Here is a 20,372-nt window from a genome sequence, read left to right as displayed (position 1 = left end):
CAAGGGGTATCGTCGCCCGCACGGTTAGGTCTACTTGATTCTTCTTAATCTTGTGGTTAGTGAAACTTAAGTGTTGCTGTCTCGGGCCGGGCGGGAGGCGCCGGAGTGCGCCCGGCGCGATACGCGGTGGCGCGCCGGGCCGGTGCTGACCTGGGACGGTCCGTTCGTCGGATCGCGTGGGCGGCCCGCACCGGTCGCGGGGGCCGCCCTCGCCCTCCTCGCTGCGGTCGGCTCCGCTGCCGTGGGCTGTGGGGAGGATCTCGTCGCGGTGGCGCCCCGCGGTCCGGACGTCGCGCCGGGACGCCCCGCGTCCTCACCCGGCCGGCGCGATCGCGCGCAGGCGGCCGCTGAGTTCCGCGGCGTAGAAGTCGAAAAAGCCGTCGGGGTCGGGTCCGGCGTTGACCAGAGCGAGCCGGTCGAACCCCGCGTCGGCGAACTCCTGGACGGCGGCCACGTGGCGCTCGGGATCGGGGCCGTAGCCGAACGCCGACCGCATGTCCTCCGTGCGGACGAAGGCGGTCGCGGCCTCGAAGTTCACCACGTCGGGCAGTTCGGCCTGCACCTTCCAGCCCGTCACGCCGAAGCGGAACATCCGGTGCGCGGACTCCAGGGCGGTCTCCTCGTCGGCTGCCCAGGACAGCGGCACCTCGGCGTAACATGGTCCGCTGCCGCCGGCCTCGCGATAGGCGCGCACCGGTCCGGGATCGGGCTGGGTGGCGAAGACGCCGTCGCCCAGTTCCGCGGCCACCCGTGCCGACGACGTGCCGCTGATCGCGACCGCGATCTCCGGCGGGGTTTCGGGTAGGTCGTATACCTGGGCGTCGACCAGCCGCAGGTGTCTGCCCTCGAATGAGCGGTTGCCGCCCCGCCACAGCAGCCGGATGATCTGCAGCGACTCCCGCAGCATCTCGTGGCGCTCGCCGACCGAAGGCCACGGCTTGCCGACCACGTGCTCGTTGAGCTGCTCGCCCGCCCCGACCCCCAGCACGAAGCGGCCGTCGGACAGCAGCGCCGTCGTCGCCGCGGCTTGGGCGATCACAGCAGGGTGGTAGCGGATGAACGGGCAGGTGACACCGGTGGCCAGGCCGATGCGCCGGGTGCGCGCGGCGATGGCCGCCAGGATCGACCAGGCGAAGCCGGAATGCCCGTGGCTTCGCAGCCACGGGTGGTAGTGGTCGCTGATCTCGACGAAGTCGAAGCCGACCTCCTCGGCGCGCTCGGCCTGGCGCACCATCTCCTGCGGCGAGTATCCCTCGGCGAACAGTTTGTAGCCGATCAACATGCTTCCCCCACCCCGGCAACGGCGGCCGGCCGGCCACCGTCCCGCACGCGGCCGCCGGTGCCTTCCCGCGGATCGAACGACGTCGCAACCGCGTCGCCGCTACCCGAGGTGACCAGAGGGCATGCGCCGCCGGCGGGCGCACCCCGCCCGCCGGGCGGATACGCGGGCGCCTCAGGCCAGGACGGTGATGCAGAAGGGGCGGCCCGCGGGGTCCAGCAGCACCCGCCACCGGTCGGGATCGGGCTGGAACCAGGGCTCGGCGGCACCGAGCGCCGACATCCCGGGCTGGGCGGCGTCCACGTCGTCGACGCTCGGTTCGATGCGGGCCTGCTTCTCCTGCTCGGGATCGGGCCAGGTCGGGCGGCGGTAGTCGTCCAGGCGGCTGAACTCCAGCCCGGCCGAGCTCTCCTGGCCGAGAGGCGCTGCTGCGGCGCACGCAGGAGCTGGTCCGGCAGAATACGGACGCTCATCAGCCCTGACACGGCTCCCGACCCCGCCTGCCTGCCGAGAGCGGCCCTCACTCCCCGTAGGCGGTACTCACCAGGCGCGGCCGGCCGTCCTCGGACTCCTCGACGCGGACGTCGCCGTTGCTGGCAGCGGCGCTGTTGAGGATCTCGTTGCGGTAGCGCCGCGCAGTCCGGGGAGCCACGCCGATCTGCCCGGCGATCTCCTCGTCGGTGATGTCGGGGATGGTCTCCATGAGTTGGCGGACCCGCTGGCGCTTCTCCTGCGAACTGGCCCTCGGCAGGGAACGCGCGTTGCGCCGCGGGGGCGCATCGGTAGCCGCCGGTTCCGGTTCCGCGTCGGACTGCGGTTCGGCACCGATCTCCACGGGAGCGGTCGGAGCGGGGTCCGATTGCGGTACCGGATCGGTTTCGGGCTCAGCGGCGGGTGCGGATCCGGTCGCCGACTCGGGGGCCGGCTCCGGCTCGCCGACCGCGCCGGCGGTGTCCGGCTCGCCGGTTCCGTCGCGGCCGGAGGCGGTCCCGGCGGCCGGGGATACGGCGGCCTCCGTCGCCGCCGACTCCGGTTCGTGCTCGGCGGCGAAGCCGGATGCCGGCCCGGGCGCCTGGAACACCGGGGTGTGGCCGCGTTCGGCGTGGTCGTCGCCGGCTCCGGCCGCCGCGGCCGCCGCGTCGCTCTCCCGGCTCCCGGCGCCTCCGTCGGCGGTCGTGCCGGTCCTGTTCGGCGCCTCGCCGGTGCCGTGAATGGGAACGGCGCGCCACTGCGCACCGTCGGCGTCCGGGGCGGCCGGAGCGGGGACCGCGTCGCCCTGCAGCACACGAGCTTCGTCGGCGGTCATCGCGACGCGCGAGGCGGTCATCGCGCGGATGATCCGGAAGGCGGCGGGCAGGTCGTAGCCGTTGTCCAGCATCCACTTCAGGTGGTGCGGGGTGGCGCGGCGCCATCGGCGCGCGTACTGCTCGCGCAGCATCGCGTAGGCCAACTGCCGCTGCTGCTCGCGTTCCAGCGCATCGGGGTAGGAGGTCAGGCCCGATCCGAGCATCAGGCGGGCGACCTTGAGCGTGGACAGCGGATGGGCGATCCAGCGTCCGGCGGGGATGCGGTCGGCGGACGTGCCGTGGGCGAGCCCGGCCAGGTGGCGGACCCAGGCGGCCACGCCTTCGGCGATGAGGATGATGACCACCGGCGGCCCGGCGTGGCCCAGGTACGACGACGTGGTCCCTTCACCCTGGGAGACGTTGAGCACGATGGTGATGGCCGAGAGCCCGTAGGCCGACCAGCGGTTCAGGGGGTGGCGGCGGCCCTGCCACTCCATGACCAGGTCCATCGCCAGGAAGTAGACGATGACGGCGTCGATGCCCAGCGGGAACAGGAACCGCAGGTCGCCGCCGTTGATCGCGGTGAGCTGGGTGCGCTCCAGCCAGGTGGCCGAGTCGTACAGCGCGGCGTAGCTCATCGTGAAGGCGACGGTGATGAGCAGCAGTGCGGAGGCGGCGATGAGGACGGTGGCGACGAGGTAGCCGCTGTGCAGGCCGGAGTCGGAGTCGGCGGTCCTGGAGGGCCGCCGGGCGAGCAGGGTGCGCAGGCCGGAGAGCGCGACGATCACCAGCAGCAGCGCGGCCGCGGCGATCACCCACCACGGCACTTGGGAGGTCCACGCAGGCATCAGGTCTCAACTCCCGAATCAGGACACACAGCACTGGACCCACGCGAGTCTGGCAGAGTCGGATCTCGTTCACGTGTCCGTGCGGCCGCAGACGGGCCGCCGTGCTGTGCGCGCGAGTGTGCGTCGGGGCGGCCGGTTCCGGCGCCGTCCCCGGCGGTCGGCGGCAGGGCCGCCGCGACCGCTGCGGGGATCCGTTCAGGGCGCCGCGAAAGCGAGGGGAGGGGCGCACGGTCCGGACGGGAGAACGATCGGCACCGGGGCGATTCCGGTGCACCGGCTTTCGCGACAGCATAGCCAGCGCCGCCCGGCGCACATGTCGGCGGGTGCCCCTCGGCCGCGGCCTGCCGGCGCGGGTCAGGCCCCGAGCGCGGAGTGTTTCACGGCGGTGAGGAAGGCGGCCCACTCCGTCCGGGTGAACGAGAGGTGCCCGTGGTGGGGGCGCGTGGAATCGCGCACGGCCGTGTCCTCGGCGAGAACGGCGCATTCGACGCATTCACCGCCGTTGGTGCTGTAACTGCTCGTGCGCCAACCGGCGCGGGCGCTGGGATCGCTCATCCCGCGCTTCCTCTCGTGGGGGATACGTCGGCATTCATTCTGCCATCGAGGCCAGTAGCGCGGTCGACTCCGCTGGCGAAAGCGCCTTGGCGAGCACAGTGCCGAACATGAGCGTATAGCGGCGGACCTCTTCGGGGGCTTCCGGGACGAGTCCGCTGGTCGCTTGCTCCAGGTAGACGACGTCGGGATCTTCCTGGTCGGGAAATTCCAGAAGGTAGAACGCGCCGTCGAGTCCGGCGTGCGCTCCTGCGGAGAACGGCAGGACGCGTATCGTCACATGGCTGATTTCGCTCAGCCTGACCAGGTGTCGAAGCTGCTTCTCCATGACCGATGCGCCGCCCACCTGGCGGCGGAGGACCGCTTCGTCCAAGGAATCCGACTGGAGGTCTCCAGCATGTCTTGCAGTACACACAGGGGCGACGCGCCGCTCCCACCTCGCCTCCCTCGCTGCCGAGCTGCGCAAGCTCGGTGCTCCGGCTCTCGTCGCGCTCGCCGAGTCCGACCACCCCGTCCCCTACACCGTCCGCGGCGGGCGCCGCGTCGCGGTGGTCGCGGTGCAGGCCGGCGAGGGCTGGTACCTGTTGTGGGGCCGACCGCCGCCCGCGCGCCCGTGGGACGCGGGCCGAACCCGGTGTCGGCATCCGCCTCTCGGCGGCGGCCTGATGGGGCGGGAAGAGCGCCCTGTTCGCTGTACCGGGCCCTCCTCGCGTGTACCGCGTTCCGCACCGGGGGTTAGCCTGCCTTCAGCGTCCATTTTGAGCGGGTTACCATCGCTTACATGCTCAGCCTCGACCGGATGCGCATCCTGCACGCGATCGCAGCCAACGGCTCGCTCAACGGGGCCGCCGAAGCGCTGCACGTGACCAGCTCCGCCGTCTCTCAGCAGCTGTCCAAACTGGAGCGCGAGGTCGGCCAGGCCCTCGTGGAGCGCAACGGCCGCGGTGTGCGGCTGACCGAGGCGGCGCAGATCCTCGTCGAGCACACCGGGCAGATCATCTCGCTGGTGCAGCAGGCCGAAGCGGCACTGGAGTCCCACCGGGGCGAGATCAGCGGGACCCTGGAGCTGGCGTCGTTCGCCTCGGGTGCGCGCGGCCTGGTCACGCCCGCACTGGACATGCTCGCGCACGAACACCCCAAGCTCCGGGTGCGGCTGCGCGAGATGGAACCCGACGACAGCATCCCGGCCGTGGCCCGCGGCGATTCCGACATGGCACTGGCCGTCGACTGGGAGGGTTCGCCCATCCGGCTGCCCAAGTCCATGGTCAAGGCCCCGATCATGCTGGACGTCGCCGACGTCGCGCTGCCGGCCGGCCACCCGCTGGCCCACCGCGACCTGTTGGAACTCGACGAGGTCGTCGGTGAACCGTGGATCAGCTGGGGAACGGGGTCCATCTGCCACGACTGGCTGCAGGGGGTGCTGCGTGCCCGCGGCGCCGAGCCGACCATCGCCCACAGCGTCGACGAGCATCAGACCAAGCTGGCCATGATCGCCGCGGGGCTGGGCGCGGCGGTGATACCGCGGCTCGGCCTGGGGCCGGTTCCCGACGGGGTGCGGCTGGTTCCGGTGCAGCCGGCGCTGACCCGCCAGGTCTTCGCGTTCTGGCGCCATGACGCCGCACGCCGCCCCGCCGTCACAGCGGCCGTGCGCACGCTGCGCGCGACGGCCGCCGCGAACGGCTGAACCGGCCCGGACGCCTCCGGATCGGCGCTCCCGCGACGCCCGCGCCGCGCCCCGCCGCCACCCGCTGCCACGGCCCCGCTGTCCGCCGCACGGATCCCGGGTGCTGGAATGTCGGCCATGCGGATTCTGGCTACGGCCGCGGCGTTCGCCGGACGCTGGTTCGGCCTGCTCATCCTCGCGAGTGCGCTGCTGGGCCTGCTCGTTCCCGACCAAGCGGCTCAGCTCACGCCCTGGATCAGCGCTTTGCTCGGCGTCATCATGTTCGGCATGGGCCTGACACTTCGGCCCGCAGATTTCGCCCCCGTCCTCACCCGGCCGCAGGCGGTCCTGATCGGGCTGCTCGCCCAGTTCACGATCATGCCGGTGGCCGGCTGGGCGCTGGCCCAGACGCTCCAGCTGCCCCCGCTGCTGGTGGTCGGCATGGTGCTGGTCGGCGCCGCACCCGGAGGCACGGCCTCCAACGTCATCGTCTACCTGGCCCGCGGCGACGTCGCGCTGTCGGTGGCCATGACGTCGGTCTCGACGCTGCTGGCCCCCTTCGCCACCCCGCTTCTGGTGCTGTGGCTGGCCGGCTCGACGCTTCCGGTCGACGCCGGCGACCTGCTCGTCTCGATCCTGCAGGTGGTGCTGGTTCCGGTGGTCCTGGGCATCGTGGTTCGGGCTTTGCTGTCCCGCGCCGTGGAGAAGGTGCTGCCGGTGCTGCCGCTCGTCTCGGTCGCGGGGATCATGGTCGTGGTGTTCGCCGTGGTGGGCGCCAACGCCGACGCACTGCTGTCCACGGGCGCTCTGGTGGTGCTCGCCGTGGTCCTGCACAACGTCTTCGGCCTGGCCCTGGGCTACACGGCGGGCGCCGTGCTGCGGCTGCCGGAGTCGTCGCGGCGCGCGGCCTCCATCGAGGTCGGGATGCAGAACTCCGGCCTGTCCGCCGCGCTGGCCACCGCCCACTTCGCGCCGCTGGCAGCACTGCCGGCGGCGCTGTTCTCCGTCTGGCACAACGTCTCCGGCGCCCTGCTCGCTTCGTTCTGGTCCCGCCGCGCCGCGGGGACGGAGGCGCACGGCGCCGGAAGGAACCCCGGTACCGGTCGGACATAACCGGTCCGTGCCCGGGCGCCGCGCGGATGGTGCGCACAGCGCCGAAAGAGATTCGGTCGTGCATCGGGCGTCGGGGGACCGCCCCGGATCCGGGACGCGTTCCCGGCGACCTGCACGGAGATCCGGTCGCGGGGTGCGGGCCGGATCCGGTCAGTCGTTTGCGTCGGCGGATCACCGCACAGCGCGGGATCGCGGCGCTACTGTTCGGCCATGGCATCTCCCCTCAGGGCACGGCGTCTCCCGATCATCGCGGTCGTCGGCGGGCTGCTCCTCACCGGCTGCGGGGTGTTCGGCGGCGGGGTGTTCGGCGGCGGGGACTCCGGCGCCGACGGTGGCGCGAACGGCGGCGGGGGCCAGGAGCCGGTGAACGCCGGCCAGGTCGAGCCCGGCGACAGCGAGTCCCGCGAGACCCTCGCCAGCCAGGACATCGGCGTCGACGGCGCGGATCTGCACATCGCGGTACACGAACTCGCCCGCCGCGGCGAGACCGTCGAACTCACCTTTTCGATCACCCGGACCGGCGACAGCGACAGCGACCCTTCCCTGTCCTTTCTGACTCCCTCGTCCGCGCTCCAGAACGAACTGTCCACCGTGGAGCTGATCGATTCCGAGAACGCGAAGGTGCACCCGGTCGCCCGTGACGGGGACGGCCACTGCGTGTGCTCCGGGGATCTGAACGGCATCGTGCTGTCCCCGGACGACTCCGCCCTGCTGAGCGCCACTTTCGCGGCCCCGCCGGAGGGCGTCGAGAAGATGGGCGTGCGTATCCCCCGTGCCGGAACTTTCAACGATGTCCCGCTCAGCTAGGGCCGCGGCCGGCGCCGGCGTCCTGGCCGCCGCGCTCGTCGCCCTCCCGCAGTCGGCCGCTGCGGAGGAGTACGTACCCGAGCAGGCGGGCACCGAGGTCGACTCGGCCCCGGTCCACGACCTCACCCTCCCCGCTCAGGACCTCGCGGGCGGCGTCGACGACCTCACCCTGAGCACGTCCACCGAGGACGGCTCCATGACCGACTCCGAGAACGCCGAAGAGCGGATCGTGACCCTGGACGCCGACGTCCTCTTCGCCTTCGACGAGGCCGAACTGAGCGACGACGCCCGGAAGACGCTGGAGGACACCGCCGAAATCCTGCGGGACGACGCGCCGAGCAAGACGGTCAGCATCGACGGCTACACCGATTCCAAGGGCGAGGAGTCCTACAACCGGTCCCTGTCCGAGGACCGGGCCGCGGCGGTCGAGCAGGAGCTGTCCTCGCTGCTGGACGGTGCCGACATCACCTTCGAGACGGCCGGGCACGGCTCGGCCGATCCGGTGGCGCCCAACGAGGTCGACGGGGAGGACAACCCGGACGGACGGGCCGAGAACCGCCGCGTGGAGGTCGCCTTCGCCCGCTGACCCGGCCGCGCCGGCTTCCCGGCGGCGCGCGGGCCGGACCGGGCTTCGGGTTTCCACAAGGTGTGGATGTTCCGGCGGTGCGCGCGGGCATGAGTAGCATTCGCCCGAGGCCGCCGGGCGCGGCGGTCCGATTCGTCGGGCATCGGAGGCAGCAGCATGGCTCAGCACCAACCGGCGCCGCCCTACCTGTGGGGGCTGCGCATCACCGCCCTGGTCCAGGCGGCGCTGATCGCGGTGGAGTTCCTGACGGCGGGGCAGCTGCTGATGCAGGAGCTGCTGGGGGAGGAGCTGTCGGCCCTGCCGCTGCACTCGGGTGCCGCCGTCGCGGTGCACGTCGCCGGAGGCGCGCAGGTGCTGGCCGCGGTGCTGCTCGTGCGCCCGGGCAACGGCCCCGTCTGGCCGGCCGTCCTCAGCGCCGCGGCTTTCGGCACCGGCTTCGCCCAGGCCTACTTCGGCAGCCACCTCATGCTCGCCCTGCACGTTCCCGCGGCGCTGCTGCTGGTGGTGCTGGTCCTGATCGTGCTCGTCGGATCGTGGCTGCGTCCCGTCCGCCGGATCCGGGACTGATCGCTCCCGGCACCCGTGCCGCGGCAGGCGAGAAGGGGGAGGGCGCCGGGTGCGCCCTCCCCCTTCTCCTGTCGCCGCGCCCCTGCGCTCGACGGTGCAGGGGGCTGGTGCGCTAGGCCGCGGAGCAGGTCACCTCGGGTTCGCCGTTGGCGCCGCTGTGCGTTCCGGAGAAGCCGAAGCCGGTGCTCTCGCCGGAGTCCAGGGCGCCGTTGTAGCCGGCGTCGCTGATCGTGTAGGTGCCGGAGCCGCCGGAGAACTCCCCGTTCCAGACCCGGTCGACGGACTGGCCGTCCGGGTATTCGACGGTGACCTCCCAGCCGCTGATGTCGGAGCCGGCGGTGACCGTCACGTCGGCTTGGAAACCGCTGGACCACTCGTTGGCCACCGAGTAGTCGGCTTCGCAGCCCTGGCCCGGCTCAGGCGTGGGCTCGGGGTCGGGCGTGGGGTCGGGGCTGGGCTCCGGTTCCGGTTCGGGATCCGCGGCCATCGCCATGTCGTAGGCGAGCTGCGGCACGAATTCGCCCGCACTCGCGGCGCACCCGTCGGCCTCGCCCGGAAGCTTCACCCACAGGAACGCGTCGACGACGGAGCTGCCCGTGTCCGTCGTGCTCTCGGTGCCGAGCGCGCGGCCCTCGGGGTCGCACCATTCCGAGCCCTGCGGGCCGTTGCCGTTGCGGCTGGTGTCGACGACCGCGCGCAGGTCGGAGTGGCCGGTGGCGTCGACGATCTGGCGGGCGTAGGACACCTCGTCGTCGGTCCGGTTGTAGTTGGACGTGTTGGTGGCGACGCCGTGGGCGCTGTTGGCGATGTCGGCGCCGTTGAGCCGCGAGGCGATCTCGCCGGGGGAGTGCCAGCCGGAGTGGCCGGCGTCGAAGTAGACGCGTGCCTGGGAGGAGCCGGCCATGAGGGTCTTGCCCGCATAGGCGATGGAGTCCATGACCTGGTTCTGCTGGCCCTGGTCCATGCAGTCGCTCATCAGGGACAGCACGTCGGGCTCCACGACGATGGTGGCCGGGCGGCCGTCGAGTCCCGCGGCGACCTGGTCGACCCAGTCGCGGTAGGAGGAGTGGTCGGGTGCGCCGCCGCCGCTGTGGTTGCTGCAGTCGCGGTTGGGGATGTTGTAGACGACCATGATCGGCGTCGTGCCGTCGGACTCGGCCGCCCCGACCAGAGCGTCCACCTCACCTTGGACCGAGTCCGGGTTGTACTCGGTGAACCAGGTGCCCTGCGGTACGTCGGCGATGCGGTTCGCGATGACGTCGGCGCGCGAGTCCTGCGGATTGTCGCGGACCCACTGGGCCGCGGCCGTATCCGGGTTGACGTAGAACTCCGACTCTGCGGCCGAAGCGGGCGTCGGGCCGGCCGCCACCGCCGCGGCCGTGATGAGCGCGGCGCCGAGGATCGGGCGCACGGATTTTCGGAACATTGCACGAAGTCCTTATGTCGTTGCGCGGCCCCCGTGGACAGGGAAGGCGCCCACGGCATTGGGAGCGCTCCCATATACCGACGGACCTTAATGGAGGCGAAGCGCTGTGTAAAGGGATGGAAACATCCTGTCATCGGCCGGGCGGATCGTTCGGCCGGTGCCGTTCTCCGGGGCGGTGTACACCGCGGTCGGTTCCCGCGCTACGCCGCGGAGGCGGAGGCGGAGGCCGGGAGGGAAGCGGAACGCGGCGGCGAGAGCGGCCCGGCCGCGCGTGCCCGGGCGATCCCTCACTGCAGCCGCGGGCTGTCCTGGAGCCGGACGATCCGGGAGCACTTCTCGCGCGTGGCCTTGACGATCTCCCCGTTGGGCCGGTCGCTGCGCTGCACCCACTCCCGCGCGTCCTCGGGGCTGCGGCCGCCGTCGAGCTGGCGGTCGATCAGCCGGGCTTCCCGGGTGTCGTCGTCGGCGTCGACATACCACAGGTCGGTCAGCAGCGCCTGTACCTCGCGCCACAGCGGGGCGTCCTCGGCGAGGTAGTTGCCTTCGGTCACCACCAGGCGGACTCCGGGGCCGATCCTCAGCCGGGCCGCGACGGGCTCGTCGAGGGTGCGGTCGAAGTCCGGCGCGTAGACCGAGCCGACGCCGACGGAGTGCAGGCGGCGCAGCAGCGCCAGGTAGCCGCGTACGTCGAAGGTGTCGGGCGCCCCCTTGCGGTCGCGGCGGCCGAGCCGGTCCAACTGCGCGTTGGACAGGTGGAATCCGTCCATCGGCAGATACGCCGCGGCGCCGGCTCCCAGGCCTTGGCAGACCTCGTGGACGAGGTAGCGCGCCAGCGCCGACTTTCCCGCGCCCGGCGGCCCGGCGAGTCCCAGGAAGTCCCGCGATGCGGTCCGTGTGGCCATCCCGGTCGCGTCGGCGGCCAGCTCCTCCAGCAGCATGCACCCCACTCTAGGCAGGCCCCGGGCACGCTGGGCGGGGTACGCCCCGGGACGGCGATTCCCCGGAAACAGGAAAGGGGCGGACCGACCGCTGGTACCCGGCCGCCGGAGTGCGCGTCGACTCCGCAGATGCCCTATGCATATCCGTGTGCAGCGGATTTTGCGCGACCGGTGCGTCGGTTCCGGTCGCTATAGTGGCGCCGTGGTGGTCGGGAGAGTCGTGGAACCGGTTTCTAGCATCGGCTGGATATGTTCCCATACTGCCGAGGGCGCAGAATGGGACCGGGCAGACCGTTCCGCCGCAGGACTCCCGCCGGAGCCCCGGTCACCTCCCGTGGAACGGGGTACTCAGCCCGGGTGGCGCCGTTCGGGAACGTCCGCGGGTCCCAGAGCGTGTGAGCTCACCCCGTACCATCGGCGGTGCCGGGCGGTTCCGGTATCCTGACTGATAGAAAACGGTTTCCAGGCAATGGGCGCAGCGACGGACGATGCAGCACGACGGAATCGGGGTCGACGTGGACGCGGGTGAGGTCGGCGGATCTGACGCCGATCCGCTGGACATCGGCGCTGCGCAGCGCGGACGCGGCCAGACCGTCACCATCCGGGACGTGGCCAAGGCGGCCGGGGTTTCGCCGGCGACGGTCTCGCGGGTGATGAACAACCGCGAGTCGGTGGCCCCGGAGCTCGCCCGGCGGGTGCAGCAGACCGCCGCCTCCCTGGGGTACCGGCCCAGCGCCGTCGCGCAGGGCCTCGCCCGAGGGCGCACCGGACTCGTCGCGATCACCGTTCCCGACCTGGGCAACCCCATGTTCCAGTCGGTCCTGCGCGGTCTCAGCCGGGCCGCGGGGCGGGACGGCTACCGTCTGCTGGTGACCGACAGCCACGAACTTCCGCTGGAAGAGCTGGTATTGGCCCAGGAGAGCAGGCTTAGGGCCGACGGCCTGGTCCTGTGCTCTCCCCGCAGCCACGAGCGCGAGCTGGCGGAACTGGCGCACACGATCGAGCCGTTCGTGCTGGTCAACCGCAGTGTCGCGGACCTGGACGCGCCTACCGTCTCGGTCGACTACGCCTCGGGGATGCGCGCGGTGTGCGCCCATCTGGCCTGGCTGGGCCACAGCCGGGTCGCCTACCTGGAAGGGCCGCGCGCCAGCATCCCCAACCGGGAACGCCGGGAAACACTGCAAGAGGCGGCCGAGGGCCGCTTCGAGCTGCACGTCGTCGAATGCGGGTCGATGCTGGAGGACGGGTTCGACGCCGCCGACCGGGCCCTGGCCACGGGGGCCACGGCGATCGTCGGCTACAACGACCTGGTCGCGCTGGGGGCCCACGGCAAGCTGAACGAGATCGGGGTGCGCGTCCCCGACCAGGTCAGCGTGGTCGGGTTCGACGACATCCCGTTGTCGCGCTATACCGCACCGCGCCTGACCACCGTCGCGATCCCGCAGGAGGAACTGGGACGCGAGGCATGGCAGCGCCTCGCCGCCATGCTCCGCGACGAGGCGCCGCCGGCCGACGTGTGTTTCACACCGCGCCTTGAGGTGCGCCAGAGCACCGGTCCCGCGGCGCGCTAACGCACGACGCGCCCGCACGCACCACCGCAGGCCGGGCGCACGGACCGCGGACGCCCGCGCAGTCGCCGTTTCCGCATCCCCGCTGGTCGTGCCGCGACCGCCCGGCCGGTTCCGCCCCGGACGCCCAGGGTGACGGCACGCATTCGGGGTTGACACGCACGTCACGTTCGCTAGGTTAGAAACCGGTTTCTAACGATCGCCGAGCAACACGAACCGTGTGCGGACGACGTCGGACGCAGCCGCGGCGTGCTCGACGGCGCGGGCGTCGAGGCGACCGGGACCGACGACCACCAGCCCTTCCGCGAACCCCGGAAAGAGACGTCCGGTACGGCCCACGAAGACGACGTCGGCGACAGCTTCGACGCGCTCGACGCCGCCCGCCCTCGAGCAGCCCGAACACGGTGCGGTGCGGATCCGCCCCGCCCCGCCCCGAGAGACGAGGAGTCAGCACGAATGCGTGTGCTAGTGACCGGAGGATCAGGCCGGCTCGGACGCGACGTCCTGCGCGGCCTGTCCGAGCGCGGACACGAGGTCTGCTGCGCCGACGCGGCCCCGCCGCGCGACGCCGACTTCCCGTTCCTGCCCGCAGACCTCGCCGACGCCGGTGAATGCTATTCGGTCCTGGCGCACTTCCGCCCGGACGCCGTCGTCCACCTCGCCGCCGTACCGGCGCCGTTCCAGCGCAGCGACGTCGCCACCTTCGAAACCAACAGCCGCCTGGCGTTCAACCTCTGCCAAGCGGCGTTCGACCTCGGCGTGGGAACGGTCCTGATCGCCAGCAGCCCCACCGTCGTGGGGTACGGCAACCCCGCCGGCTGGCAGCCCTCGTACCTGCCGCTGGACGAGAACCACCCCATCCGGCCGTGGAACTCCTACAGCGTCTCCAAAGCGGCGGCCGAACAGGTCGTCCAGGGCTTCGCCTCCCGCGGACACGGCGCCTTCCACGCGTTCCGCCCCTGCTTCGTGGTCGCCGAGGACGACTGGAACGGCGCGCCCGTCCAGGGCGGAGGCACCATCCGCGACCGCTTGGAGCGCCCCGAATCCGCGGCGGTGTCGCTGTTCAACTACGTCGACGCCCGGGACGCGGCGGACTTCGCCGGTCTGCTCGTGGAGCGCGCGCACACCGTCCCCAACGGCCAGACGTTCTTCGTCGGCGCCGACGACGCGCTCGCCGACGCTCCGCTGAGCGAACTGCTCCCGCGCTACACCGAGATCTCCGAAGAGGCGGCCGCCGGCCTGGACGGGAGCTCTCCCGCATTCTCCAGCCGCAAGGCACAGGACCTGCTGGGCTGGCGCCCGCGCCGATCCTGGCGCACCGAACTCGGCTGACCCCGCCCGTGCCGCACGATTCGAGGAGCACCATGAACCTGGACGGCATCCTGTTCTTCCCCGTCACTCCCTTCGGCAGCGACCGGGCCGTGGACCACGCGGCCCTGGCCGACCACATCCGCACCCGGCTGGAACACGGCCCCGGCGGCGTATTCGCCGCGTGCGGCACCGGCGAGATCCACGCCCTCTCGACCGCCGAGCAGGAGGCGGTCGTACGCACCGCCGTCACCGAGACCGGCGGCCGCGTCCCCGTCGTCGCCGGTGTCGGCGGCAGCCTCGGCACCGCCGTCGAACAGGCCGCCGCGGCCCGCGCCGCCGGCGCCGACGGGATCCTGCTTCTGCCGCCCTACCTGGTCGGCGCCCCGCAGCAAGGGCTGATCGACTACGTCCGGGCGGTCGCCGAGTCCGCGGACCTCCCCGTGATCGTCTACCAGCGCTCGACCATGGCACTCGGCCCCGCCTCCGCCGCCGAGATCGCGGCGCTGCCCGGCGTGGTCGGCATCAAGGACGGAATCGGCGACCTCGACCGCATGCGGCAGAACGTGATGGCCGTCCGCGCCCGGGTCGGCGACGACTTCGTGTTCTTCAACGGACTGCCCACCGCCGAACTGACCGTGCACGCCTACCAGGGAATCGGGGTCGAGCTCTACTCCTCCGCGGCGTTCGCCTTCGCCCCGGAGATCGCCGCCGGTTTCTACCGGGCGTGGCGCGCCGGCGACCCGCTCGCCGAGCGGCTGCTCGACGAGTTCTACCGCCCCCTGGCCGCCATCCGCGACCGCTCACCCGGCTACGCGGTCGCACTCATCAAGGCCGGACTGCGGTTGCGCGGCACCGACCCGGGGCCGGTGCGCCCGCCCTTCGTCGAGCCCTCCGCCGACGACACCGCCGAACTCGAACGGGTGACGCGCCACGGGCTCGGCCTCGTCGCCGGGGGAGCCGCCTGATGCACATCGCCGGCGCCGAGTGCGCGGTGCGGCGGTTCCCGCTGCACGACACCTGGGACGGCGGAGTCTTCTCCCACGACTGCGTCGTCGTCACGGTCACCGCCGACACCGGGGACCAGGGCACCGGGTTCGGCTGGACCCCGCGTGTCGGCGGCGAGGCGGTGCGCGCCGTCGTGGAGCACGACTGCGCCCCCTTGCTGCACGGACGCGACCCCGCCCCCGCGCCCCGGTGGGAAGACCTCTACGCCCACCTGCACGAAGCCGGCCCCGGCGGCATCAGCGCGATGGCGCTGGCCGCGGTCGACATCGCGCTGTGGGACCTGCGCGCCCGCAGCCTCGGACTGAGCCTGGTCGACCTCATCGGCCGCCGGCGCGACAGCGCCCCCTGCTACGGCAGCGGGGTCAACCTGGACCGCGACCTGGACGAGCTGCTGGAGCAGGTGCGCCGGTTCACCGCGGCCGGCCACACCGCCGTCAAGATGAAGGTCGGTTCGGCCGACCTCGAACGCGACACGGAGCGGGTCGCCCGCGTCCGCGAGCTCCTGGGTCCCGGCGGCCGGCTCATGATCGACGCCAACCAGCGCTGGAACCTGCCCCGCGCCATCGACGCGATGCGGGCCCTCAGCCGGTTCGACCCGTACTGGATCGAGGAACCGCTGCCGGCCGACGACCTCCACGCCCACGCCCGGCTGCGTGCGACCACGACCGTGCCGTTCGCGGTCGGCGAGAACCTGCGCACGGTCCGGGCCTTCCGCGACGCCCTGGTGGGCGGCGTCTGCGACGTCGCCCAGCCCAACGTGGTGCGCGTCGGAGGGATCACGGCTTTCCTGCGCATCGCCGACCTCGCCGCCGCGTTCAGCGTTCCCGTCGCCCCCCACCTCCTGCCGGACCTGTCCGCGCAGCTGGCGCAGTGCGTCCCCGCCGTGGCCATGGTCGAGGACATCGAGCAGGCGTCCTTCGCCGACCTCGGCGCCCTGGAGCGGCCCTCCGGCGTGTCCGTCGGCGCGGCGGGAGCCACCAGCGACACCCCGCCGGGGCACGGGCTGGCGTTCGCCGAGCCTGCGCGGTGACCCCCCGGCGGACGCGGACGCCACCGCGACCGCCGCCACATCCGGCCTCCACCGCACGCGCGAAGGAAGGAAACGTTACGTGAGCAACACCGGGCCCGAAACCGCCACCGAGCCGGACCGGCTTGAGGAGATCCTCGCCGCCGCACAGGGCGCCGCCCGCGCCTTCGGGCGGATGCGGCCGCACGCCCGCGCCGCCGCGCTGCGCGCCGCGGCCGACGGCCTCGACGCGGCCGGCGACGAGCTCGTGCCGATCGCCCGGCGGGAGTCGCACCTGCCCGAGCCGCGGCTGCGCGGAGAACTCGCCCGCACCACGTTCCAACTGCGGCTGTTCGCCGACACCGTCGAGGACGGCGGGTTCCTGCGGGCGGCCATCGACACCCCCGACGCGGAGTGGCCGCCCGGACCCCGCCCCGACCTGCGGCGGATGATGGCGGCCCTGGGACCCGTCGCGGTCTTCGGCGCCGGCAACTTCCCCTTCGCGTTCAGCGTCGCCGGGGGAGACACCGCATCGGCCCTGGCCGCGGGCTGCCCCGTCGTCGTCAAGGCGCACCCGGGACACCCCGAACTCTCCGAACGCACCGCCGGGATCGTCGCCGCCGCCGTGACCGGCGCGGGAGCGCCCGAGGGCGCCTTCGCCCTGGTGCGGGGCGAACAGGCAGGCCGCGCCGCCGTGCAGGACCCGCGGATCACGGCGGGCGCGTTCACCGGCTCCCTGGCCGGAGGCCGCGCCCTGGCCGACATCGCGGCCGCACGCCCCGAACCCATCCCGTTCTACGCCGAGATGGAGAGCCTCAACCCGGTCTTCGTGACCGCCGACGCCGCCCGCCGGCGGCGCGACGACGTGATCGACGGCTACGTCGGCTCCTTCACCTTGGGCGTCGGCCAGTTCTGCACCAAACCCGGGATCCTGTTCGCACCCGCCGGCGCCGGGTTCGAAGAGGCCGTCGCCGAACGGGTGCGCGGTCTGGCGGCCGCCCCGCTCCTCAACGACCGTGTCGCCGAAGGGTTCGACCGGGGCGTCGAACGGCTCTCGGGCCACCCCGCGGTGCACACCGCCGTCGCCGGAACCGGCGCAGCGGGCGAGCGCAGCCCGTCGCTGTTCACCACCACCGCCGACGACCTGCTGCGCCACGGCGAGGACCTCCTCACCGAGTGCTTCGGCCCGGCTTCGCTGCTGGTCGCCTACGACGGCGAACACCAGCTGGCCGAGGCGGCACGGGCGCTGAAGGGCCAGCTCACCGCAACGGTTCAGGGCACCGACGCCGACGCCGGAGCGGACGCCGGCCCGGTGCGCGAGCTGCTGGACGAACTCGCCGACCGCGCCGGACGCGTCCTGTGGAACGGCTGGCCCACCGGGGTCGCCGTGTCGCACGCGATGCAGCACGGCGGGCCGTACCCGGCAACGTCGGCGCCGCTGCACACGTCGGTGGGCACCGCCGCCATCGACCGGTTCTTGCGCCCCGTGACCTACCAGTCGCTTCCCGACGCCCTGCTGCCCGAGGCGCTGCAGGACGCCAACCCGCTGGGCGTGCCCCGCAGCCGCGACGGCGCACCGGCCGTCCGCGACGCCTGATCCCCGGCCCCGCCCGGTGGTGAGCGCCCGCCCGCAGCCGGGCGGGCGCTCACCCGTATCAGTCCTGGTGGCGGGCCACCGCCTGCATGAGCTGGGCGTAGCCCCAGCCGCTGACACGGTCGCCGTAGCCCTCCAGCGCCTTGGACCCGACGCTCTCGCGCACCCGCCGGAACGCTTCGGCGGTCTCGTCGCCGTAGTCGCCGTCGACGCCGTACTCGGCCAGCTCGACCCCGGCGCGCTCGATGAGCGCCTGCAGCGCGATCACGTGCTCCTCCTTGCCCGTAGACGCGCCGTCGCCCTTCTTGAGGTTGATCAAAGACATCTCGTCTCCTCCGTCGAGCCCGTCTGCGGGCATGCCGTCGTGGACCCAGGTGTGCAGGTGGTCGCCGGGGCAGCTGGTCTCGTTGACGTCGCGGTGGCCCTTGGGCTCCAGCGTCCGCCCCGCCGTCGCGCACGCCTCGTCGTACAGCGCGCGGATCGTGGCCTTGGCCTCCGGGGCCGGGTTGTCCTGGCCGATGTAGCAGACCCCGATGCCCGAGGTGTTGTGGCCGACGGCGTGGGCGCCGACGACGAGCCAACCGCGGCCCTCATAAGCGTTGCCGTCGTCGTCGACGAGCAGGTTGTAGCCCACGTCGGACCAGCCGCGGCCGTCCAAGTGGAAGTCCTGGATCGAGCGCACCGTCTGCGAGGGCGGCCCGGCGGAATGGTGCACGACGAACTCCGTGCGCGCGTCCCACGGGACGTAGTCCCGGCTGCGCGGAGCGCGCGCCCCCCACTGGGGCCGTTCGATGATGTGGACCTGTGACATGCGAAAACCCTGGCATCCAGCCGGGCGCTCGCGCAGATGTTCCGGCAAGTCCGCAGATGACGGTCGGTACAACCGGGCCGCCCGGTTCCAGCCGGGCCCCCAGGCGGGTCCGAGGGCGGAGCCGCCCCGGCGCCGAGCCCCCGCCTGCCGCTTCCGGGCTCCGCCGCGGGGCTGCCGCCGGGGGAGCCGGGCCCGTGTGTAACCTTGCTCGCATCCCCCCATCCCATGAGGAGTCACACCATGGCCGACGAGGAGCTGCGACCGGACATCCGCGCCGCGCGGGAGCGCTTGAGCTACCGCCCCAACCGGGAGATCGCGGCGCTCGCCGACCACCTCCGGGACGGCGAACAGGTCTCCCGCCTCGCGGGCGGGCGGTACGAGGACTCGGCGGGCCTGCTCGCCCTGACGAACCGGCGGCTGCTGTTCATCGACGAAGAGCGGGGGGCCGAAGCCGCGCAGACGTTCGATCTGGAGCGGATCTCGTCCGTGCGGTGGCAGAGCGGGATCATGTCGGGGGAGATCACCGTCGACGCGTCCGGGGCCGGCGCCGCCTTCGACAAGGTGCTCAAGGACGACGGCAAAGCGCTGGTCGACGCCGTCGACAACGCCGTCGCAGGCGGCACGCCCCCGGCGGCGCAGGTGGCCGCGCCGCCGCCGGCGGCTTTCGAGCAGCACCAGCCGCAGGCGCCTGCCGACCCGCTGCCGCAGGTGCCGTCGTCGGAACTCGTGCGTATCCTGCGCGACCGCGGCGTCCTCACCCCCGACGAGTTCACCCACGTCGTGCAGCGGCTGTAACAGCGTCCGCCGGCGACGCAGGTCCCGCGACCGGCCCGTGCCGCCCGCGCACCGGTGCTCGCCGGCCGCTGCGCAGACTCGCCGCCCGCGCGCCGAGGTGGCCGCGCCGCACGCGCCGCCGGAACCGCGGACCGGGTCCCGCAATCGCGACCGAAGCCCGGATCGACCGCACATGGGGAGAACCGGCGCCCTGCGGCCCCTTCTGCACAACACCGGCACCGATTAGAGTCGGGGCGTTCCCGGGCGTGCGCCGTCGACGGCGCACGCCCGGCAAGCACCGCCCCCGACCTCTGAGGCGCTCATGGCCGACGACGCCGCTCCCGCCCCCGGTACGCTCCCGGGCGTGGATCCCACGGTTCCCAGCCCCGCCCGGCTCTACGACTATTTCCTCGGAGGTAAGAACAACTACGCCGCCGATCGCGAGGCAGCCGAGCAGATGCTGTCCGTGTTCCCCGAGATCCGCATGTGGGCCCGCGCCAACCGGGCCTTCATGGCCAGGGCCGTGGAGACGATGTGCGACCGGGGCGTCGACCAGTTCCTGGACATCGGGGCCGGCCTGCCCGCCGAAAGCCCGGTGCACGAGGTGGCCCGCCGCCACCGTCCCGGCGCCCGTGTCGTCTACGTCGACCACGATCCGATGGTGCGCGTGCACGCTGAAGCGCTTCTGGCCGACCGGCCCGCCGTCACCGGGGTCGTCCAGGCCGACATGCGCGACCCCGAAGCGGTCGTCGGCCACCCCGCGGTGACCGAGCGCCTGGATCTCTCCCGACCGGTCGGGCTGCTGCTGGTGGCGATGCTGCACTTCCTCGACGACGAACAGGAACCCTACGCACTCGTGGGGCGCTACCTGGAGCGGTTGCCCGCCGGGTCGTATGTGGCCATCAGCCACGCCGAGAAGGACACCCACCCCGAGCGGGCCGAAGAGATCGAGAAGCTCTACCCGTCGACCGGTTCCTCCGGCCGGATCCGCACCCGGGCCGAGATCCGCCGCTTCTTCGACGGCCTCACCCTGCTGGAACCGGGCGTGGTCCACCTCGCCGACTGGCGCCCCCGCTCCGACGAGCCGCACTACGAACCCGAGCAGGTCTGGGCCGTCTGCGGCGTAGGCCGCTGGGACGGGGCCGAAACGTGACGTAGGAGCGCGGGCAGGTAGCCCGTGCTCGCCGGTGCCCGGCGAATCCGTCCGCCTCCCGACCGCCCGAAAACCAGGTGACAGC

The 20,372-nt window shown here is 72.7% G+C and carries 19 protein-coding genes and 1 pseudogene; 12 read left to right on the top strand and 8 right to left on the bottom strand.

The genetic code is table 11. The features are described from left to right. Nucleotides 1–313 precede the first annotated feature (313 nt). From HNR25_RS11890 to HNR25_RS11870, 5 genes and pseudogenes are all read right to left on the bottom strand, one after another. A complete protein-coding gene (locus HNR25_RS11890; RefSeq protein ID WP_184635037.1) occupies nt 314–1,282 on the bottom strand; it encodes a TIGR03557 family F420-dependent LLM class oxidoreductase in 969 nt (322 codons plus the stop codon). 171 nt (nt 1,283–1,453) lie between these two features. Next, nucleotides 1,454–1,738 (bottom strand): annotated as a pseudogene (locus HNR25_RS11885) (VOC family protein); the annotation flags it as partial. Between the two features lie 61 nt (nt 1,739–1,799). Then, nucleotides 1,800–3,413, bottom strand: coding sequence for a DUF2637 domain-containing protein (locus HNR25_RS11880; protein ID WP_184635035.1), 1,614 nt, complete (start codon nt 3,411–3,413; stop codon nt 1,800–1,802). A 354-nt stretch (nt 3,414–3,767) separates the two neighbouring features. Further along, entirely contained in the window at nt 3,768–3,968 is a 201-nt protein-coding gene (locus tag HNR25_RS11875) for a DUF397 domain-containing protein (protein ID WP_184635033.1), read from the bottom strand. Between the two features lie 34 nt (nt 3,969–4,002). Beyond that, on the bottom strand, nt 4,003–4,431 hold the full coding sequence (locus HNR25_RS11870) for a DUF5753 domain-containing protein (RefSeq protein ID WP_221457539.1): 429 nt from the start codon (nt 4,429–4,431) through the stop codon (nt 4,003–4,005). A gap of 315 nt (nt 4,432–4,746) precedes the next feature. Here HNR25_RS11870 and HNR25_RS11865 point away from each other — a divergent pair, with 315 nt between their 5' ends. From HNR25_RS11865 to HNR25_RS11845, 5 genes are all read left to right on the top strand, one after another. Beyond that, a complete protein-coding gene (locus HNR25_RS11865; protein ID WP_184635029.1) occupies nt 4,747–5,649 on the top strand; it encodes a LysR family transcriptional regulator in 903 nt (300 codons plus the stop codon). A 117-nt stretch (nt 5,650–5,766) separates the two neighbouring features. Next, nucleotides 5,767–6,741, top strand: coding sequence for a bile acid:sodium symporter family protein (locus HNR25_RS11860; RefSeq protein WP_184635028.1), 975 nt, complete (start codon nt 5,767–5,769; stop codon nt 6,739–6,741). A gap of 210 nt (nt 6,742–6,951) precedes the next feature. After that, nucleotides 6,952–7,548, top strand: a complete 597-nt coding sequence (locus HNR25_RS11855; RefSeq protein WP_184635026.1) for a hypothetical protein — start codon at nt 6,952–6,954, stop codon at nt 7,546–7,548. Further along, a complete protein-coding gene (locus HNR25_RS11850; protein ID WP_246463622.1) occupies nt 7,532–8,134 on the top strand; it encodes an OmpA family protein in 603 nt (200 codons plus the stop codon). The genes HNR25_RS11855 and HNR25_RS11850 overlap by 17 nt, the downstream gene beginning before the upstream one ends. 156 nt (nt 8,135–8,290) lie before the next feature. Then, entirely contained in the window at nt 8,291–8,701 is a 411-nt protein-coding gene (locus tag HNR25_RS11845) for a hypothetical protein (RefSeq protein ID WP_184635024.1), read from the top strand. 112 nt (nt 8,702–8,813) lie between these two features. Here HNR25_RS11845 and HNR25_RS11840 read toward each other — a convergent pair whose 3' ends face one another. Together HNR25_RS11840 and HNR25_RS11835 are read right to left on the bottom strand one after the other, a co-directional pair. Beyond that, on the bottom strand, nt 8,814–10,127 hold the full coding sequence (locus HNR25_RS11840) for a glycoside hydrolase family 6 protein (RefSeq protein ID WP_184635022.1): 1,314 nt from the start codon (nt 10,125–10,127) through the stop codon (nt 8,814–8,816). Between the two features lie 287 nt (nt 10,128–10,414). Then, nucleotides 10,415–11,062, bottom strand: coding sequence for a nucleoside/nucleotide kinase family protein (locus HNR25_RS11835; RefSeq protein WP_281387713.1), 648 nt, complete (start codon nt 11,060–11,062; stop codon nt 10,415–10,417). A 491-nt stretch (nt 11,063–11,553) separates the two neighbouring features. Here HNR25_RS11835 and HNR25_RS11830 point away from each other — a divergent pair, with 491 nt between their 5' ends. The 5 genes from HNR25_RS11830 to HNR25_RS11810 all read left to right on the top strand — a co-directional run bounded on the left by HNR25_RS11830 (nt 11,554) and on the right by HNR25_RS11810 (nt 17,552). Continuing rightward, nucleotides 11,554–12,636: a LacI family DNA-binding transcriptional regulator gene (locus HNR25_RS11830; protein ID WP_184635018.1), complete on the top strand. Its 1,083-nt coding sequence runs from the start codon at nt 11,554–11,556 to the stop codon at nt 12,634–12,636. Nucleotides 12,637–13,089: 453 nt separating this feature from the next. Then, nucleotides 13,090–13,965 (top strand): NAD-dependent epimerase/dehydratase family protein, encoded by an 876-nt coding sequence (locus HNR25_RS11825; protein ID WP_184635016.1) that lies wholly within the window; start codon nt 13,090–13,092, stop codon nt 13,963–13,965. Between the two features lie 32 nt (nt 13,966–13,997). Next, nucleotides 13,998–14,909 (top strand): 5-dehydro-4-deoxyglucarate dehydratase, encoded by a 912-nt coding sequence (locus HNR25_RS11820; protein WP_184635014.1) that lies wholly within the window; start codon nt 13,998–14,000, stop codon nt 14,907–14,909. Beyond that, nucleotides 14,909–15,979, top strand: coding sequence for a mandelate racemase/muconate lactonizing enzyme family protein (locus HNR25_RS11815; RefSeq protein ID WP_184635012.1), 1,071 nt, complete (start codon nt 14,909–14,911; stop codon nt 15,977–15,979). Before HNR25_RS11820 ends, HNR25_RS11815 begins: the two co-directional genes overlap by 1 nt. Before the next feature lie 79 nt (nt 15,980–16,058). Further along, nucleotides 16,059–17,552: an aldehyde dehydrogenase (NADP(+)) gene (locus tag HNR25_RS11810; RefSeq protein WP_184635010.1), complete on the top strand. Its 1,494-nt coding sequence runs from the start codon at nt 16,059–16,061 to the stop codon at nt 17,550–17,552. Between the two features lie 58 nt (nt 17,553–17,610). Here the strand turns inward: HNR25_RS11810 and HNR25_RS11805 are convergent, their stop codons facing one another. Then, nucleotides 17,611–18,360 carry an N-acetylmuramoyl-L-alanine amidase gene (locus tag HNR25_RS11805; RefSeq protein ID WP_184635007.1) on the bottom strand — a complete coding sequence of 250 codons (750 nt, stop codon included), beginning with the start codon at nt 18,358–18,360 and terminating at the stop codon, nt 17,611–17,613. 240 nt (nt 18,361–18,600) lie between these two features. Here HNR25_RS11805 and HNR25_RS11800 point away from each other — a divergent pair, with 240 nt between their 5' ends. Together HNR25_RS11800 and HNR25_RS11795 are read left to right on the top strand one after the other, a co-directional pair. Beyond that, nucleotides 18,601–19,155 carry a PH domain-containing protein gene (locus HNR25_RS11800; RefSeq protein ID WP_184635006.1) on the top strand — a complete coding sequence of 185 codons (555 nt, stop codon included), beginning with the start codon at nt 18,601–18,603 and terminating at the stop codon, nt 19,153–19,155. Nucleotides 19,156–19,498: 343 nt separating this feature from the next. Beyond that, complete coding sequence (locus HNR25_RS11795) at nt 19,499–20,287, top strand: SAM-dependent methyltransferase (protein ID WP_312862497.1); 789 nt, start codon at nt 19,499–19,501, stop codon at nt 20,285–20,287. The last annotated feature ends 85 nt before the right edge of the window (nt 20,288–20,372 follow it).

The organism is Streptomonospora salina (assembly GCF_014204715.1).
In the GTDB taxonomy this organism is placed as follows: Bacteria; Actinomycetota; Actinomycetes; order Streptosporangiales; family Streptosporangiaceae; genus Streptomonospora; species Streptomonospora salina.
Note: the sequence above shows the minus strand (reverse complement) of the source record. Positions and strands in the feature narration are given on the sequence as shown.